The following is a 16,970-nucleotide window of genomic DNA, read 5'->3' as shown; positions in this document are numbered from 1 at the left end:
CCTTCGTGGTTCATTATTCCGTGACTTGTGCGTAAGTCCTATTATAAATTGACTGGCGGTATCTTATTCTGTTCCCGTCCATGTATTCCCAAGCTGAAATTATTCCAGGAAATAGGGAATAACCATGAGAAGATCTAAAATCTCAAACTTTGGGTTTTTGCTCCTTTGTGTCTGGATGTCAAACATAAGTTATACCGCTAATTAGGGTAATGAATTGCATTTTTCTTTGTCGGATTTGGAAAATTGAGAATATCCAAACAGTTAAAACTGTTCCCTGTTCCCTGTTCCCTATTCCCTGTTCCCTGGACTAACAGACAACTTTTTCAGCCAGCCCTAATTACATATCCAATCTGTAATTCTCCTGTTCACGTTCGACAAAATATTGAATACGGGAACGGTAATCTCTGAGAGTTTCATCAACCCAATCCCGATCGCTGCTGTTAACATAGAGATGAACCAAAGGCTCACTGGCATCTGGTAAAATTAAAAGCCAATTGTCATCATAGGGTTGACGAATTTTCACACCGTCAATTAATTCCAAATTTTGAGCGGGGTGGGTTTCGACCAAATAACGCATTAACGCCCCTTTAGCAGTCCAGGGACAGCGAAGGGTGTAATTTCTATTAATCACACGGGGTAATTCAGAACGTACGGTTGCCAGCGATCGCTCTTGAATGGTTAACATTTCAATCAGCTTGGCTATACAGAACATGGAATCAAATCCTGGATGTAATTGGGGGAAAATAAACCCAGTTTCCCCACTACCACCTAAAACCACATGAGAATTTTTTTGACAAGCTTCCATTAAAGCCGTCGGATTCGCTTTAGTTCTAATTACATTACCATCATGACGATGGGCAACTAATTCCACCGCACTAGAAGCATGAACGGGAACAACGACGGAACTTCTAGGGTTAGCAGTTAACATCATATCAACCATCAAAGCGGTTAACATTTCACCACGAATGGGAAAACCCGATTCATCAACTAAAATTAGTTGTTCCCCATTAGCTGATACTTGTACCCCAAAGTTAGCATTTACAGCCTCGACAACGTGGCCTAATTGAGTTAATAGTAATTCTCGGTCAGCGTTAGAAATTGCCGTTTTATTCAAACTAGCATTTAATACCACCGCATCAGCCCCAAATTTATCTAGCATTTGCGGTAAAATTGCCCCAGACACGGCGTAAACATAGTCAATGACCACTTTTGCCCGACTGTTACGCAGAGTGTCCACATTCAATAATTTCTCAAAGGCCTTGCAGTAGCGATCCATCAATTGGCTAGAATATATGACATCACCAATTTCATGACTTTGGGAACGACGCATATCTTCTTTAAAATAGGCCCCCTCAATTTTCTTTTCTTGGGCTTTAGAGATATTAATGCCCTTAAAATCCATAAATTCAATTAAGATATAATCACGGCGTTCTGGGTGTACTCGCACATGAATACCCCCCGCTACGGACATTGTGGGGATCACCGTCCGGGCGATGGGAATAGCTGTAGTATCCAGGTTTTGCACATCTACACCTACAGACATTAAACCAGCAATTAAAGAGCGTGTCACCATGCGGGAAACATTGCGTTGGTCACGGGAAACGGTAACTATTGAACCCGGTTTTAAGGTTGAACCATAGGCAGCACCCAATTTGACCGCAAACTCTGGGGTAATATCAATATTGGCTAATCCCTGTACTCCTCGCTGTCCAAATAAGTTCCGTTGGGCGGTATTTCCCCAAATCAGATTAATATTGAGAATAGCGCCGGACTCAATTTTTTTGCTCGGCCAAACTCGCACACCAGGACTAATTTGCGCTTCTTCTCCCACGGTGGATAATGAACCCACTACAGCCGCTTCTAAAACGTGGGCGCGTTTGTCTACACGAGTACCACGAGCGATTACACAAGCCGATAAATGGGCTTCATCGCCAATGATTGCTCCATTCCAAATAATTGGTCTTTTTAGATGGGCATCAGCACCAATTGTCACATTATCACCAATCACTGTTCCATTTTCAATTTGTACTCTTGCACCAATTCGGCAATTATTACCAATTACCGCTGGGGTGTCAATTTTGGCTGTAGGATCAATATAAGTATTTTGTCCTACCCATAAACCAGGGGAAATTTCTGGATAACTTACTTTGAGCAAAACTTTCCTTTCTAAGGCATTATACTGGGCTTCACGGTAGGCATCTAAGTGACCTACATCACACCAATATCCCTCAGCAACATAACCGTAAATTGGCTCATTTTTAGCTAGTAGTAAGGGAAATAAATCTTTAGAAAAGTCGCATTCAGTATGTTCTGGTAAATAATCTAAAACTTCTGGTTCTAAAATATAAGTTCCAGTATTGACGGTATCAGAAAAAATTTCACTGGTAGAAGGTTTTTCTAAAAATCGGTTAATACGTCCTTCGGTATCTGTAATTACCACACCAAATTCGATGGGGTTAGGCACACGGGTTAATATTAAAGTCGCTTTTGATTGTTTTTGTTGATGAAATTCAATGGCCGCAGTCAAATCAAAATCTGTGATACTATCACCGCTAATCACTAAAAAGGTTTCATCCAAAAGTTCAGCAATATTTTTTACACAACCTGCTGTTCCTAAAGGCTGGTCTTCTTCAATAGCATAGGTCATTTGTACACCAAAATCACTACCATCTTGGAAGTAATCACGGAGAACATCTGGTAGATAATGTAATGTAGCAATTACTTCATAAATCTGATGTCCTTTAAGAAGATTGATGATATGTTCAGCAATAGGACGATTTAAGATCGGAACCATGGGTTTGGGTAAATCACAAGTCAAAGGACGCAACCGCGTTCCCGACCCACCTGCCATTAACACTGCACGCATAAATACTCCTAGACTTGAATAAAAATCAAGATGTTTTTCTTCCTTTAGTCTCATACAGATATTGAGATTTAAGGAACTTCCCCAAGAAACATCTGATCAAAATTCTTCTCTCTTGGCTATTTTCCACAAGCGGTAATTTACAATGTAAAATATGACAGTTGTATTAGATCCTGTAAATGTGATTGAGCGTTATACTTTGCCGGACATGGGCAATCTGTGGAGTGAAACCTATAAGCTGAAAACCTGGCTAGATGTAGAAATCGCGGTATGCGAAGCACAGGCAGAACTGGGTTATATTCCAGCAGCAGCAGTGGAGGAAATTAAGGCTAAGGCGAATTTTGACCCCAAACGGGTGCTAGAAATTGAAGCGGAAGTTCGTCATGATGTTATTGCCTTCTTGACAAATGTTAATGAATATGTAGGTGATGCTGGTCGGTATATTCATCTAGGTCTAACCAGTTCAGATGTATTAGATACTGCTTTAGCTTTACAATTAGTGGCTAGTCTGGACTTGTTGTTAAAACGATTAGAAGATGTAATTGCAGCAATTCGCAAAAAAGCTACAACCCATCGGTATACGGTGATGATTGGGCGATCGCATGGTATCCACGCTGAACCAATTACCTTTGGTTTTAAGTTAGCTGGCTGGTTAGCGGAAGTATTACGACACCAAGAACGGCTGCAAATTCTCAAGAAAACCATCGCGGTCGGGAAAATATCTGGTGCAGTGGGAACTTATGCTAATATAGAACCCCGTGTGGAAGCGATCGCTTGTGAAAAACTCGGACTTAAACCTGATACTGCTTCTACACAAGTAATTTCCCGTGATCTTCATGCTGACTTTGTGCAACAATTAGCGCTACTTGCTGCCTCTATAGAACGGTTTGCTGTAGAAATTCGTAACCTGCAAAAAACAGACGTTTTAGAGGTTGAGGAATTTTTTGCCAAGGGACAAAAGGGTTCTAGTGCTATGCCACACAAGCGTAATCCTATCCGTTCTGAACGGTTAACAGGAATGGCACGACTGGTCAGGAGTTATGCCGGTGCAGCTTTAGAAAACGTCGCTTTATGGCATGAACGGGATATTTCCCACAGTTCTGTAGAACGGGTAATTTTACCAGATGCTTGCATTTTAACCCATTTCATGCTACACGAAATCACTAACCTGGTGAATAACCTCCTGGTCTATCCTGAAAACATGGCACGGAATCTCAACTGTTATGGTGGAGTAGTATTTAGTCAAAGAGTATTATTAACTTTAATTGACAAAGGACTGAACCGCGAAGAAGCATACTCCATAGTTCAGGAAAGCGCCCACACCGCTTGGAACAAACCAGAAGGGAACTTCCGTGATTTAATTACCAAAGATCCGCGCGTCATTAAAAACTTGTCAACTGCTGAGATAGAAGCTTGTTTTGATCCGCAACATCATCTCCAGCATTTAGAACAAGTTTATCAACGACTGGGTATTTAGAAGAGGGAATAGGAAAGAGGGAACAGGGGCTGGGGAACACAGACTAGGGAACAGACAAAAAAACGGAGATTTGTGTTGCCAAAATGTTGAATTAATTTTTCTTAGGTACTTACTGAGAATTGCTATAATTTCCTCACGATCATGAGGTTTAGCTCTAGCAGCTTAATTAATGATCCCCTCCCTTGGGAATAACTACCGTAGGCAGATGCCAAGCTATCGGATAATATGACAAAACAAAACCCTAAAACTCACCAACCGCTGTTGACTGCAACGCAATGACGAATCAACTGAACAATGGTTTTACATTATTTCTCAGTCTACTAGTTGAGGCCATGCCCTTTTTACTACTGGGTGTATTTTTTTCCAGTGTACTACTGTTCTTTATTGATGAGAGTAAATTGGTCGAAAAAATGCCCAAAAATCCCCTGCTGGGGGCTTTATTCGGCAGTACAATGGGTCTTTTGTTTCCAGTTTGTGAGTGCGGTAATGTACCTGTGGCCAGGAGACTGTTGATGCAGGGAGTACCTACACCGGTGGCAATGGGCTTTTTATTAGCCGCACCCACGATTAACCCAATTGTGATCTGGTCAACTTGGACTGCATTTCGTGATCAACCAGAAATAGTAGTGTTAAGAGTGGTATTTTCTCTAGCCATTGCTACCATTATTGGTTTTATTTTCAGTTTTCAATCAGACTTAATTCCCTTTTTGCAACCAAGTATGGCTCGTTACCTTAAATTTAACCCCCCTACTCAAGCAAAAGCAACACGCGGGGGAAGACAATCCCAATTGCAACTGCAAACCAGTAAAACCAGTTTATTGCAATCGGGAACTTATATTCTGGGTGGAACAACGGGAAAACCAAAACGCATAGATGATTATTACAGTGAAGTGGCTGCAATTCCTAACTTTAGTAAACCTTTACCAGAGAAACTCCAGTCTGTATTAGATAATATTGTCCAAGAATTGCGGGAATTAGGTGGAGTTATGGTATTAGGTAGTGCCATAGCTGCTGCTATTCAGGTTTTAGCCCCCCGTGAACTCATTCTCAGTCTGGGAGCAGGTCCTGTTAGCTCGATTTTAGCCATGCTAGTATTAGCGGGAGTTGTATCAATATGTTCTACGGTTGATTCTTTCTTTGCTTTGTCTTTTGCTTCTACTTTTACCAGTGGGTCGTTATTGGCGTTTTTGGTGTTCGGACCGATGATTGATATTAAGAGTGTTGGTTTAATGTTATCCATTTTTAAGCCGAAAGCTCTGATCTATCTTTTTTTCTTGGCTGGACAATTGACGCTTTTATTCACTTTATTCATGAATTTGCACGTCATTTGAGATCATGGGACTTACGCAAGCTGGAGAAGGGCTTTTTTCTTTGGTGTCTTCTGCTTCTATCAGTAGGGTTACTAGGCGTTGGTGCGGCTTTCCCTGGTTTCGATATGTGGTTGATTATTCCGTAATTTGTGCGTAAGTAATTAAGTATTATCACTTCACCTATTACTGACAAAATGTCAAATTCTCAAATCAAAGCCTCAAATAAATTCATACCCTGGTTAGATGTGGTCGCTATTACAGCTTGGGGTATTTTAATGTTGAAATACTGGCTAACAGGTAAACTGTATTTGTTAATTCACCCTGATTACTTTTGGTTAGTTATTGTCGGTGGTATAGGTTTGTTAATTGTTGGTTTTTTTAAAGGTTTACAACTGTGGAAACACCGCCGCCAAGCTGATAAGGCTAATGCTTTGCACATTAATGTATTTCCTCCTGGTTGGGGTAGTTTCCTGTTATTAACAGCCGCAATTTTAGGGTTAATCATTACACCCCGTGCTCTTGCTAGTCAAACGGCTTTAGACCGAGGTGTGACAGAATTAATTGGTGCGACTCGTGTTCAACCCCAAGCTTTTCGCGCTCAGGTTCGTCCAGAGGAGCGATCGCTGGTAGACTGGGTAAGAACACTAAATGTATATCCTGAACCGGACGCATATACGGGACAAAAGGTAAAGGTGCAGGGATTTGTGATTCACCAACCTAATGTTAGTCAAGAATATATATTTTTAGCCCGATTTATCCTCACTTGTTGTGCGGCTGATGCTTATCCAGTAGGATTACCAGTACAGTTACCAAGTTCGTCTCGTCAACAATATCCACCTGATACATGGTTAGAAGTGGAAGGACAAATGACGACTCAAACTATTGGGGAGAAACGTCAATTAACTATTGCGGCCAATTCTCTGAAAAAAATTCCCCAACCTCAAAATCCTTACAGTTATTAATCAGGAGTAGATGATGATTGTAACTTTTGCTTGTGCTTCTTAAATCCACAATCATATAGTCGTCCTAAAATCTAAAATCCAAAATCTAAAATCCAAAATCTAAAATCCAAAATCTAAAATCCAAAATCTAAAATCCAAAATCTAAAATCCAAAATCTAAAATCCAAAATCTAAAATCCAAAATCCAAAATTGTTAGATGAGCAGATCTTATAAATTTATTCAACCATTAGATGGAATTGCGATCGCCCTGATGCTATTATTAAGTATGCTCATAGGGTTAATCATCTGGAAAGGTGATGTTGTCAAACCTGTTGTCCGCAATTTTACCTGGGAAAAACAACAAATTGGAGCGGATGATATTTCATTTTCTCTGAATTTTAGTCGCCCTATGGATATCAAAAGTGTGGAGGGAAATCTGAAAATAGATCCACCTTTGGCTGGTAAAATTAGTTGGGCGGGAAGAAGAATGGTGTATACACTGCTCACACCAGCCCCCTATGGCACAACTTACCAAGTTAAATTAGAAAAAGGTAGAGACAAATATTCCCAAGCAGAAGGAAAAAACCGGGTCATGCAGCCTTTTAATGGTAGTTTTACCACCCGCGATCGCGTTATCCTTTATATTGGAACTAATCAGGAATTTCCAGGGCAGTTGGTACTTTATAATTTGACCAAAGAACAAAAAAAGGTTCTTACCCCTAAAGACTTAATTGTTATGGATTTTGAGCCGTTCCCTAATGGTGAAAAAATTGTATTTTCTGCTCGTTCTTCTCAAAATCCCGACCTTCTTTCAGCCCAGATTTATACTGTTACTACGGGTATTTCTAGTCAGGTTGGTACTAGGAAAAAAGCAGCAGGGAAAGTTGACTTAATTTTGGATAACAAAGAATATCAAAATCTAAAATTTGACCTTTCAGCAGATGGAGAAACTATTGTTATTCAAAGAGGTAAACGGGATCACCCTGGTGATTTCGCTCTCTGGTACTTACCTACTAGCAATGATATTTATTCAGAAAAACCCATTGCAAAACGTTTACAAGGGCAACCGGGTGGGGATTTTTTGATTACACCGGACAGCAAAGCCGTAGCAGTTTCCCAAGGTCAGGGAACAGCAATTGTTTCTTTAGACGGTAATAGCAACAAACCCCTAGATTTTCTTCCCCAATTTGGCTTAGTACAAGCCTTTTCTAAAGACGGCTCCCAGGCAGCGATGGTTAAATTCAATACCGATTATACGCGGGATTTGTTTTTGGTTACGAATCAAGGTGTACAAAAGCAATTATTAAAGACTAAAGGCTCTATTCTTAGTTGTCAGTTTGATCCTGCGTCCCCCACTCTTTACTGCTTACTGACACAACTTATTTCTCAGGAACAATATCTGGAACAGCCTTATTTACTGGCCATTGATTTGAAAACAGGAATGCAAAAACCACTACTACTGTTACCTGCTGCTCAACGCAATGTGCAAACCAGTTTAGCACCTGATGGTTTAGGCTTATTATTTGACCAAGTAATTCCCATCAACAATAATACTACACCATTACCCGCAAATACCTTAAAAACTGAGGATGGTGAACCGATTGCTAGTAGTACTCTTTGGTTAATGCCCTTGCTACCCATCCCTGATAATACTAACATTGATATTAAACCAGAACAATTACCTCTCGTCGGTTTTTATCCCCATTGGCTACCTTAATTGATTGACAATCAATAATTAACAATTATCAACTGTCAATTTTTGTTTGTGTAAGTAAATTATATCGCTTATGTCCGTGACAAATTTATCTATCATAGGGCTAAGAGGATGCTATCAGCCAACTACAGATAATCAACATTAAACCGTAGTTATGGAAAAATCGGAAGATCGTAAACAACAGGACTTGATTGCAGAATCTGACATTGATCAACAAGTACAGGTGAATTTAGAATTTCAGCAGCTACTAAAGTTAAACACAGAATTACGTACAGCTAATAATGATTTATATGCTCAAGTAGAGCAATTAAAAACCGAATTAGCTGAAGCCGAAAAAATTTTGCAGTGGCAAAAAACACGCTCCAGGATTAGTGAGTCTATGTTTAACCAACAAACCCAAGAACTTTCCGCTACTCAAGATCAAATTCAATCTCTATATCAACAGTTAGAAACATCTGTACAAACAATTCAACAACAAGAATTATGTATAGAAACTTATAAATCCCATTTGCAAATTAGCCAACAACGTTTAGCTCATTTGGAACGGGAATGCTCCCTACTACAAACTAATTATAGTCAAGAGTCCCAACAATTACTACACTCGGAAAATACTTGTCGTGAGTTACGGACTAGACTTATGCGTCAACAACGACAGACTTTACAATTTAAGTCGGCTCTGGAAAAATGTCTAGATTCACCAATTTCCAATAATGATAATTTAGAAGATCATATTCACCATCCCCATGATATCACTCATAAACAAACGAGATTCTCTAGAAAAGCTCGATCTTTGTTTCCCAATGCTCAACCTATTCAACCTTGGTCTGGAGTTACAGATTCTCTGAGCAATTCTATACACAATCCCTGTATTCCACCGACAACAACTATTTCTGATCACTATACCCACGAGCAAGAACCCTTAATCTCCCAGCCAATAATGGATAAAATAGAAGCTGTCGCTACTTCTCAAATATTACCCGAAAATCTGCCACAGGATGAGATCTCCCAGCAGTTTTTTACTACTCCATTACCTGAAGTAATTCCACAAGCAACAGCAAGAGAGGTAAATATTAATCATACTCATCAAGATGATAAGTTTATTTGGGAAAATCTGGTATTTACTCTGGAAAATAATGAACAAACAGAAATAAAAATTAAACAGGATGTGGAGTTAGAAATTAATACCCATGATGACACGAAAAATAACGTAAAGGAAAGATTTCTAATATCACCAGCACAGGAATTACCAATCACTTCTACACAGGTGGAAATTGAAGATTATTGGTTAGATGTTCCACCTGATACAGTGTCAAACTTACCGAATCACCCCCTGAATTCGGAGTCACTGGATAACAATACATCTGAAAATAAATCACCTTCACCGTTGATTTATCCCCAACGACCACCCAAGGGACGGAAATCTTTAGCATCCGTAGAATTGCCGAATTTTCAACCCAAACCTAAGTAACTTGTGAAGAGTTTATTTCTAATCAAGTTTTTGATAAAATGCTTTTTGAGAATGAAAATTTTCAACATGGAAATCATCAATCAATTAAGGATAGGATAAGAATGACTCAGGTGCTTTTAGGACAAAATGAAAGCATAGATTCAGCTTTGCGTCGTTTTAAACGCCAAGTTGCTCAAGCTGGTATACTAGCTGATGTAAAATCTCGACGGCACTTTGAAACACCATTAGAAAAGCGCAAACGTAAAGCAGTTGCTATTAGACGTAACCGACGTTTTAGATAAACATATTTCGGTGGCTACAAAATTTGCTTGAGATGTTATAAGCTAAAGATATACTTGTAAAAGTTAATTGCTGGGTGTAAATTAGTTAGTTTTATCATTTTAGGATTTCCTAAGAGCTTTAACTATTTATCAAACAGCTTTTTTCTACGCTTATAAATATAATAATATGCTACACCCATAGTTATTGGGTGTTAGCATTAATAAGTAACAAGCAAGCAAAATATGTTTTCGCACCAGCAAATTATCAATTATCATACTAAACAGATGAATGATAACTTTGATTTAATTAATATTTTCGTTCTTTTGGTGCAAACATAGTGATTGTGACTGGACGGTATTGAATATCAATACCTGTTGATGAATAATAAGCCATTGTATGTTTAAGAAAGTTGACATCATCCCTTTGAGAAAAGTCCTCTCGGAAATGAGCGCCACGACTTTCTTGACGATTTAAGGCCGACGCTAAAATGGTTTGTCCTACCACCATTAAACTGTGTAGTTCCAAGGCTTCAACTAATTCTGTATTCCAGCTTTTTCCCTTGTCATCTAAGTATATTTGTGAATATTGCTGTTGTAATTCGGCTATTTTTTCCAAACCCTGACCCATTAATTCTGCGGTGCGAAAAACGCCGCAATATTCAGTCATATTATCTTGAAAAGATTGACGAATTTGATTAATTCGATATTGTCCAGGTTGTGCTATTAAAGCTTGAATTTGTTGCTGGGATTCCCTGATGTACCGTGCTTCATCTACTGATGGTAATTGACGATTTTGAACATAATTAGCGATCGCTGCTCCGGTTCTTTTGCCATAAACTACACATTCTAATAAAGAGTTACTACCGAGACGATTAGCACCGTGAACAGAGACACAAGCTGTCTCACCTGCGGCAAAAAAGCCTTCAACAAAACCATCAGCACTATGACGGACTTGACCATCAGTATTCACAGGAATACCACCCATACAATAGTGAATCGTGGGACGTACCGGCATAGGTTGAGTTACAGCGTCCACACCGACCAAACGATGGGCTTCTTCCCAACAAAAAGGAACACGACTCATAATTTTTTCCCGACCCAGATGGCGTAAATCCAGGTAAACAAAAGCACCACCGGGACTACCATCAGTATTTACACCACGACCAGCACGGATTTCATAAGCGATCGCCCGTGAGGTAATATCACGAGGGGCTAATTCCATGCGACTGGGGGCGTAATTAGCCATAAACCGATCACCTTGAGCGTTAATTAAATAAGCTCCTTCACCCCTGACAGCCTCGGAAATCAACACCCCCACCGGATACAACCCAGTGGGATGAAATTGGACAAATTCCATATCTTGTAGAGGTAAACCAGCGATCGCGGTCATTGCCAAACCGTCACCAGTGGAGGCATAATCATTAGAAGTCGTATTATAAACGCGACCATAGCCACCTGTAGCGAACATCACAGCCTTTGCTCGTAGTACCTGAACATCTCCATCCACAAGATGAAACATGACCACACCCTTAGCCTGGCCGTCCTCTAAAATCAGACGCATTACATACCATTCTTCATAAATTTGGACACCATAACGGCGTAAATTATTTACCAATTCATGTAGAATCGCATGACCGGTTTTATCAGCAGCGTAACAAGTACGGTTATGGGAATGGCCACCAAAAGCCCGTTGAGCAATACGACCATCAGGTAAACGAGAGAACAACACCCCTAGATGTTCTAAATCAATCACCACATCTGGAGCTTCTTGGGTTAAAATTGCGACCGCATCTTGATCTGCTAAATAATCAGAACCCTTAACAGTATCAAAAGCGTGTGCTTCCCAAGAATCTTGATCATCAACATTTTTCAAAGATGCAGCCATACCACCCTGAGCAGCCACAGAATGAGAGCGAATGGGGTGAGTCTTAGCAACTACCGCTACCTTTAAATTAGGGTCAATGCGGGCGATTTCCAGCGCAGCCCGACATCCAGCCAAACCACCACCAACAATAATTACATCATGTTCTAGCATTGTCAATCACCGATGATAGATGATAAAAGATGATCAAAAAATTCCCCGTCCTGGATTAGGACTTACGCAATTGTCACAAAAAGTTATCATCTTTTGCTTGTATTCAGGTCTAAAGATAGAACTAAATTCCTGACTAGGATTTCATCTATTATGCCACTTGCGTAAGCCCTGCTAGAAACAGGGTAACAAATCATTGGTTTATGTTGATTCAGTCTTTGTTTCCGGCTCTACAGCATTCAATTCAATATTATTTAATAGAGTTGTCACAAAGGCAAAAAGTAAAAAAGGCAGAGACAAGAGAACCACAAGACCCACCGTAGCCAAAGCGTAAACAGGTCGTTTCGCGCCCATTAATGCTAACGCAGATGCTAAACTAATAGTAATGGTAATTAACCAAACAATAATTTGGCCATATATATCACCAAAGGTCAAGGTACAAGCAAACCGATAGTTTTGAAGATTATTTTTGTTCATTTTATAAATTGGCCTTAATTCTCTTCTATAGCTACTACCTTAAAGCTATGTTTGCCAGGTGAGCAATTTCTCAATATTTTTCCAAGGTTTGTAATATTACTTTACAAATATCAACAACTGGGGTAAAAGCCAAAACCCACAAGTCTGATCTGATTTTTGTTTTTCTTCATAGCGGAAACCTTCAAAACCCTGACTGCATAATTGGTTGAAAGGATTTCGTCACCCCCTCAGAGGCTATCAATTCTTAAAAATGTAAATTTTTGTAAGGGGTAAGCTCTGATCTGAACAATGATGTTATATTTCCTTGTATTATATTTCACGGTAATAAATCTGCTCATGGGATATAACTGAGTTTAGTTTTTACCAATTAAAGCTTTGAAGCTTTTAAAAATAATTTAATAATAAATAATATAGTAAATAAATATGGTAAATAAATATGGTAAATATTATTTTTGAGTCAAGAAGTATCTAGGTTTTCTTTAATAAAAAATCACCTAAGATTTTAATTATGACACTTTAGGCAAAAGGAGTTAAAGCGATGTTAAAAGATCTAGATGAAACCTTAAAATTACTATTAAGTAATAATTTAAAAAATGATGTGATAGATCAACGTGGTTATAAAATTAGTTTTGAGCCACCTAGTCAGGAGATTGAAAACGAAGGAACTATTATCAACCTTTTTTTATATGATATACGAGAAAATGTTGAACTGCGTAGTTCTGTCAGAAGTTGGGATATGCCAATCCAAGCAACCGAAGGACAAAGAGTTTCAAAAAGAGTTTTTGCTTCGACTAGGGTTGATTGTTCTTATTTAATTACTGTTTGGACTAATAGACCTCAATCTAATCGTGACGATAGTAATCAAGTTCCCTTTCTCTATGAACATCAAATACTTGGAGAAATTATGCAAATTTTGGTGAGATATCGTTATATTCCATCTACAATTTTGCAGGGAACACTAAAAAAACAAGAGTTACCTGTACCTATTATCTCACTACGATCTGGACAAGTTCAAAATCTAGGTGAATTTTGGCAAGCAATGGGAGGAAAACCCAAGGCCTCGATTCATTGTACTGTAACAATTCCCGTCCCTTATGTTGTTGATGATGAACAAGAAAAAGTGCCATTAATAACAACAAGCAAGGTCACCTTAGAGAGTTCTAGTGTACAGAGAAATCAGCAGAAGAACTCATCCAAGTGATTCACTCGTTAAATGTTAAGATATGAAGAATATTACCTAAGTTGTGTATTGGCGTTAGTGATACCAAATTTGAGCATTTAATGACTCTATTCTCAATAGACATCTCTGAAAACTGTCAAACTCCTACTATGAATACTTTTTGGATAGCGCTCGCTATCTGTTTTGAAGTTAATTCTTGTTTTTTAGGTTTTTTTGTCGGGGTTTTAATTAATTCTTCTCCCAGACAAGCTTTATCACCACTAAATTTTAGTTTTTCATCAAACTTTTCTTTCTCCTCTAACAATAATTCAATAATTCCTGCACTTGCTCATATTTCAACCCAATTAAACGCTGTACTTCCTGTGGATCTTTTTGAAGATACTCAAAAATACTGATCCTAAAACTTGCTAAAAACATTATTTTATAATCTGATCGCATCATAATTTCATTGTTTATTTAATTCTTTTTCAGAGATGTTTAATAATCAGATATTTTACTCAGTTAAAACCCAAAGATTGTAAATTTTTGTTGCAAAAATCCCCACTTTCGACCAGGGTATTATGCCCTAAGTGTTTTCATTCATGAATGATTAATAACTTAGGTATTCTTTTATTAAGAAATATTAATGTTAATATCTTTACTGACCAGAAATATTTTATAGTTCTTCTTATAGTTTTCCCAACTACTCAGGAGTTTAAGCCATGCCGACTTATTTATCGCCGGGTGTCTATGTTGAAGAGGTATCTTCTGGTTCTGCACCGATTGCGGGAGCGGGGACAAGTGTTGCTGGATTCATCGCCATTATTAAATCCGCTACAACCCTTGCTAAAACTCCTGGAACTCAAGCTACCTCTTGGTATTATCTTAACAAGATTACTCAGGAAAAAGTAGGCGTTGGGGATGGTGAAAAAAAGATTTTTCCGCTTAACAATTATCCAGTGGCGACGGACCAAAAAAGTGTTACTTTGCCTGAATCAATACTCAAAAACAATAGCTTTGAATTAACAAATGATCATGTTAAGAAGATTTCAAGCCTTGAATTTACAACACCTCCCCCTGAAAAGTCCGAAATCATAATTGATTACTTTAGGACTTCGGTTTCATCAGGTGAAATCAAATTAATTACTAATTTTACTGAATTTAAACAATTTTTTGGGGATTTTATCAAAGACAATCCAGAGCAAAATATTTTTGCCCATGCGGTTTATGGTTTCTTTCGCAATGGCGGAACTCGCGCCTATGTGACCTGGGTATCCGATGATAACGGTGTGGATGGGGTTTTGAATGATTTTGAAGCCATTGATGAAATCAGTATTGTTGTCGCTCCTGGACAAACTGATGCGAATATTATTGTCAAAATTAAAGACCATGCCGTTAAAATGGGCGATCGCATTGCCATCCTTGATTGTAAGACTGATATTAATTTAGGCAGTGAAACCAAGCCAACAGTGCCGGAATTTAGTTCTGACTATGCGGCGTTCTATTTCCCTTGGATACAGGTTTACGACCCTGCCACAGAGACCAACATTTTTGTTCCGCCCAGTGGACATATTGCGGGGGTTTATGCCAGGGTTGATGGAGAAAGAGGTGTTCACAAAGCCCCAGCTAATGTGCCTCTTTTAGGTGCTTTGGATTTGCAATTTAACACCAGTAAAGCCAAGCAAGATGGGCTGAATCCCAAGGGCGTGAATGTTATTCGTAAACTCAATGGCAATATTCTGGTTTGGGGGGCGCGTACCCTCGGTGGCGATAAAAACTTAGAGTTTAAATATATTAATGTTCGTCGTCATTTTTGTTATCTGAAAGACTCCATTGATAAAGGGACGCAATGGGTTGTTTTTGAACCCAATACCCCTGAACTTTGGGCCAAAATCCGTCGTAATATTTCTGCTTTCTTGACTTTAGAATGGCGCAAAGGAGCTTTATTTGGAACAACTCCCCAGGAAGCTTTCTATGTCAAATGCGATGGAGAGAATAATGATGAGGGAATACGGAATAGCGGTCAAGTGGTGATAGAAATCGGCGTAGCGGTGGTTAAACCTGCTGAATTTGTGATCTTTCGTTTGAGTCAGTGGTCTGGCGCTAAAGAATAAAATGCAACAACTCCAATCTAAAATTCCTGGCGTTTATCTAACGGAAATTAGTCCTGCTCCTGAAGCCCAATTGCTCACGGGAGTTCCTATTTTTTTCGGTCTTGCTGGTGATCAGGAGAAAGTTTATTTTCCTCAACGACTAACTCTGTTGGATCAGTTTGAACAGTTTTTTAGTTCTCAGAAAGATGGGTATTTGGGAGATACGGTGCGAGGCTTTTTTGAAAATGGCGGTCGTCTTTGCTATGTTATGCCTTTGCCAGATCATACCCTAGATGCCTTGAAAAGGGGATTAGAAGCGAGTGAAATTGTCGAAAACATTGATTTAGTCTGCGCTCCCGACATCATGAAAGGTGATACTCAGGATATTTTAGAAATGCAACGGGAAATTCTCTCCCATTGTGAAAAAATGGGCGATCGCTTTGCTATTCTAGATGCTGTTGATAGTGCTGAGGTTCAAGCCATAAACAGGCAAAAACAAGGATTAATTAGCAATCATGGGGCATTGTACGCGCCTTGGCTCAAGATTGAAAATAGAGAAAATCCCATTCCTCCCTGTGGCCATATTGCGGGAATTTATGCCCAATCTGACCGAGCAGGTGGAGTTCACACAGCCCCAGCCAACCAAGTCATTGCAGGCATTCTTGATCTCAGTTTTTCCCTCACACCAGAACAGCAAATCCAACTCAATCAAGAAAAAGAAGCAGGGGTTAATATCATTCGTAGTTTGCGGGGACGGGGACTAAGGGTTTGGGGGGTTCGTACCCTGAGTGATTTGCCTGAATGGAAATATGTCAATGTCTGTCGTCTTTTTTTGACGTTTAAACGTTGGATTGACTTCAACTTAGGGGATACTGTCTTTGAACCCAATGATTTTTCCCTGTGGTTACGCATACAGCGAGAATTGACCATTTACTGTGAATCTCTTTGGCAACAAGGAGCCTTACAGGGAGAAACTACCGAGCAAGCATTTTATGTAAAATGTGATGCAATCACCAATCCACCCGAAAGTCGGGAAATGGGAAAAGCGATCGCACAAATCGGTTTAGCTCCCACCATTCCAGGAGAATTTATTCAACTTCTCTTGGTACAAACGGGAAATAGTATTGCCCTAGTTTAGGTTGCTAAATTAGCAAAATAATTTTGCATAAAATCATC

13 protein-coding genes are annotated in these 16,970 nt (G+C 39.2%); 9 read left to right on the top strand and 4 right to left on the bottom strand.

Going from position 1 to position 16,970, the window contains the following annotated elements; translation table 11 throughout:
• Positions 1-337: 337 nt before the first annotated feature.
• On the bottom strand, positions 338-2,866 hold the full coding sequence (locus H6G25_RS05865; protein ID WP_190391665.1) for a mannose-1-phosphate guanyltransferase: 2,529 nt from the start codon (positions 2,864-2,866) through the stop codon (positions 338-340).
• Between the two features lie 178 nt (positions 2,867-3,044).
• Between H6G25_RS05865 and purB the strand changes: the two genes are divergently transcribed.
• From purB to rpsU, 6 genes are all read left to right on the top strand, one after another.
• On the top strand, positions 3,045-4,340 hold the full coding sequence (purB, locus tag H6G25_RS05860; protein WP_190391705.1) for an adenylosuccinate lyase: 1,296 nt from the start codon (positions 3,045-3,047) through the stop codon (positions 4,338-4,340).
• Positions 4,341-4,615: 275 nt separating this feature from the next.
• Positions 4,616-5,671 carry a permease gene (locus H6G25_RS05855; RefSeq protein ID WP_190391664.1) on the top strand — a complete coding sequence of 352 codons (1,056 nt, stop codon included), beginning with the start codon at positions 4,616-4,618 and terminating at the stop codon, positions 5,669-5,671.
• A gap of 173 nt (positions 5,672-5,844) precedes the next feature.
• Positions 5,845-6,612: a TIGR03943 family protein gene (locus tag H6G25_RS05850; RefSeq protein WP_190391663.1), complete on the top strand. Its 768-nt coding sequence runs from the start codon at positions 5,845-5,847 to the stop codon at positions 6,610-6,612.
• Between the two features lie 196 nt (positions 6,613-6,808).
• Positions 6,809-8,308 (top strand): Ig-like domain-containing protein, encoded by a 1,500-nt coding sequence (locus H6G25_RS05845; protein ID WP_190391662.1) that lies wholly within the window; start codon positions 6,809-6,811, stop codon positions 8,306-8,308.
• Between the two features lie 151 nt (positions 8,309-8,459).
• Entirely contained in the window at positions 8,460-9,773 is a 1,314-nt protein-coding gene (locus tag H6G25_RS05840; protein WP_190391661.1) for a hypothetical protein, read from the top strand.
• 101 nt (positions 9,774-9,874) lie between these two features.
• Positions 9,875-10,054 (top strand): 30S ribosomal protein S21, encoded by a 180-nt coding sequence (gene rpsU / locus H6G25_RS05835; RefSeq protein WP_028084685.1) that lies wholly within the window; start codon positions 9,875-9,877, stop codon positions 10,052-10,054.
• 286 nt (positions 10,055-10,340) lie between these two features.
• Here rpsU and H6G25_RS05830 read toward each other — a convergent pair whose 3' ends face one another.
• Both H6G25_RS05830 and H6G25_RS05825 read right to left on the bottom strand, forming a co-directional pair.
• Positions 10,341-12,068 (bottom strand): succinate dehydrogenase/fumarate reductase flavoprotein subunit, encoded by a 1,728-nt coding sequence (locus tag H6G25_RS05830; protein ID WP_190391660.1) that lies wholly within the window; start codon positions 12,066-12,068, stop codon positions 10,341-10,343.
• 198 nt (positions 12,069-12,266) lie between these two features.
• Positions 12,267-12,542, bottom strand: coding sequence for a hypothetical protein (locus tag H6G25_RS05825; protein ID WP_051289692.1), 276 nt, complete (start codon positions 12,540-12,542; stop codon positions 12,267-12,269).
• Positions 12,543-13,080: 538 nt separating this feature from the next.
• Between H6G25_RS05825 and H6G25_RS05820 the strand changes: the two genes are divergently transcribed.
• Entirely contained in the window at positions 13,081-13,743 is a 663-nt protein-coding gene (locus H6G25_RS05820; protein ID WP_190391659.1) for a DUF4255 domain-containing protein, read from the top strand.
• A gap of 115 nt (positions 13,744-13,858) precedes the next feature.
• Here the strand turns inward: H6G25_RS05820 and H6G25_RS20920 are convergent, their stop codons facing one another.
• Entirely contained in the window at positions 13,859-14,026 is a 168-nt protein-coding gene (locus H6G25_RS20920; protein ID WP_206754773.1) for a hypothetical protein, read from the bottom strand.
• Positions 14,027-14,423: 397 nt separating this feature from the next.
• Here H6G25_RS20920 and H6G25_RS05810 point away from each other — a divergent pair, with 397 nt between their 5' ends.
• Together H6G25_RS05810 and H6G25_RS05805 are read left to right on the top strand one after the other, a co-directional pair.
• Positions 14,424-15,815, top strand: a complete 1,392-nt coding sequence (locus H6G25_RS05810; protein WP_190391657.1) for a phage tail sheath subtilisin-like domain-containing protein — start codon at positions 14,424-14,426, stop codon at positions 15,813-15,815.
• Position 15,816: 1 nt separating this feature from the next.
• Positions 15,817-16,932, top strand: coding sequence for a phage tail sheath subtilisin-like domain-containing protein (locus tag H6G25_RS05805; RefSeq protein ID WP_190391656.1), 1,116 nt, complete (start codon positions 15,817-15,819; stop codon positions 16,930-16,932).
• The last annotated feature ends 38 nt before the right edge of the window (positions 16,933-16,970 follow it).

It is taken from the genome of Dolichospermum sp. FACHB-1091 (assembly GCF_014697585.1).
Taxonomy (GTDB): domain Bacteria; phylum Cyanobacteriota; class Cyanobacteriia; order Cyanobacteriales; family Nostocaceae; genus Dolichospermum.
Note: the sequence above shows the minus strand (reverse complement) of the source record. Positions and strands in the feature narration are given on the sequence as shown.

Bases quoted from the DNA above. Each gene is read 5' to 3' on its own strand.
- H6G25_RS05865 (WP_190391665.1), bottom strand. From the start codon at position 2,866: ATGCGTGCAGTGTTAATGGCAGGTGGGTCGGGAACGCGGTTGCGTCCT.
- H6G25_RS05855 (WP_190391664.1), top strand. From the start codon at position 4,616: ATGACGAATCAACTGAACAATGGTTTTACATTATTTCTCAGTCTACTA.
- H6G25_RS05850 (WP_190391663.1), top strand. From the start codon at position 5,845: ATGTCAAATTCTCAAATCAAAGCCTCAAATAAATTCATACCCTGGTTA.
- H6G25_RS05845 (WP_190391662.1), top strand. From the start codon at position 6,809: ATGAGCAGATCTTATAAATTTATTCAACCATTAGATGGAATTGCGATC.
- H6G25_RS05840 (WP_190391661.1), top strand. From the start codon at position 8,460: ATGGAAAAATCGGAAGATCGTAAACAACAGGACTTGATTGCAGAATCT.
- rpsU (WP_028084685.1), top strand. From the start codon at position 9,875: ATGACTCAGGTGCTTTTAGGACAAAATGAAAGCATAGATTCAGCTTTG.
- H6G25_RS05830 (WP_190391660.1), bottom strand. From the start codon at position 12,068: ATGCTAGAACATGATGTAATTATTGTTGGTGGTGGTTTGGCTGGATGT.
- H6G25_RS05825 (WP_051289692.1), bottom strand. From the start codon at position 12,542: ATGAACAAAAATAATCTTCAAAACTATCGGTTTGCTTGTACCTTGACC.
- H6G25_RS05820 (WP_190391659.1), top strand. From the start codon at position 13,081: ATGTTAAAAGATCTAGATGAAACCTTAAAATTACTATTAAGTAATAAT.
- H6G25_RS05810 (WP_190391657.1), top strand. From the start codon at position 14,424: ATGCCGACTTATTTATCGCCGGGTGTCTATGTTGAAGAGGTATCTTCT.
- H6G25_RS05805 (WP_190391656.1), top strand. From the start codon at position 15,817: ATGCAACAACTCCAATCTAAAATTCCTGGCGTTTATCTAACGGAAATT.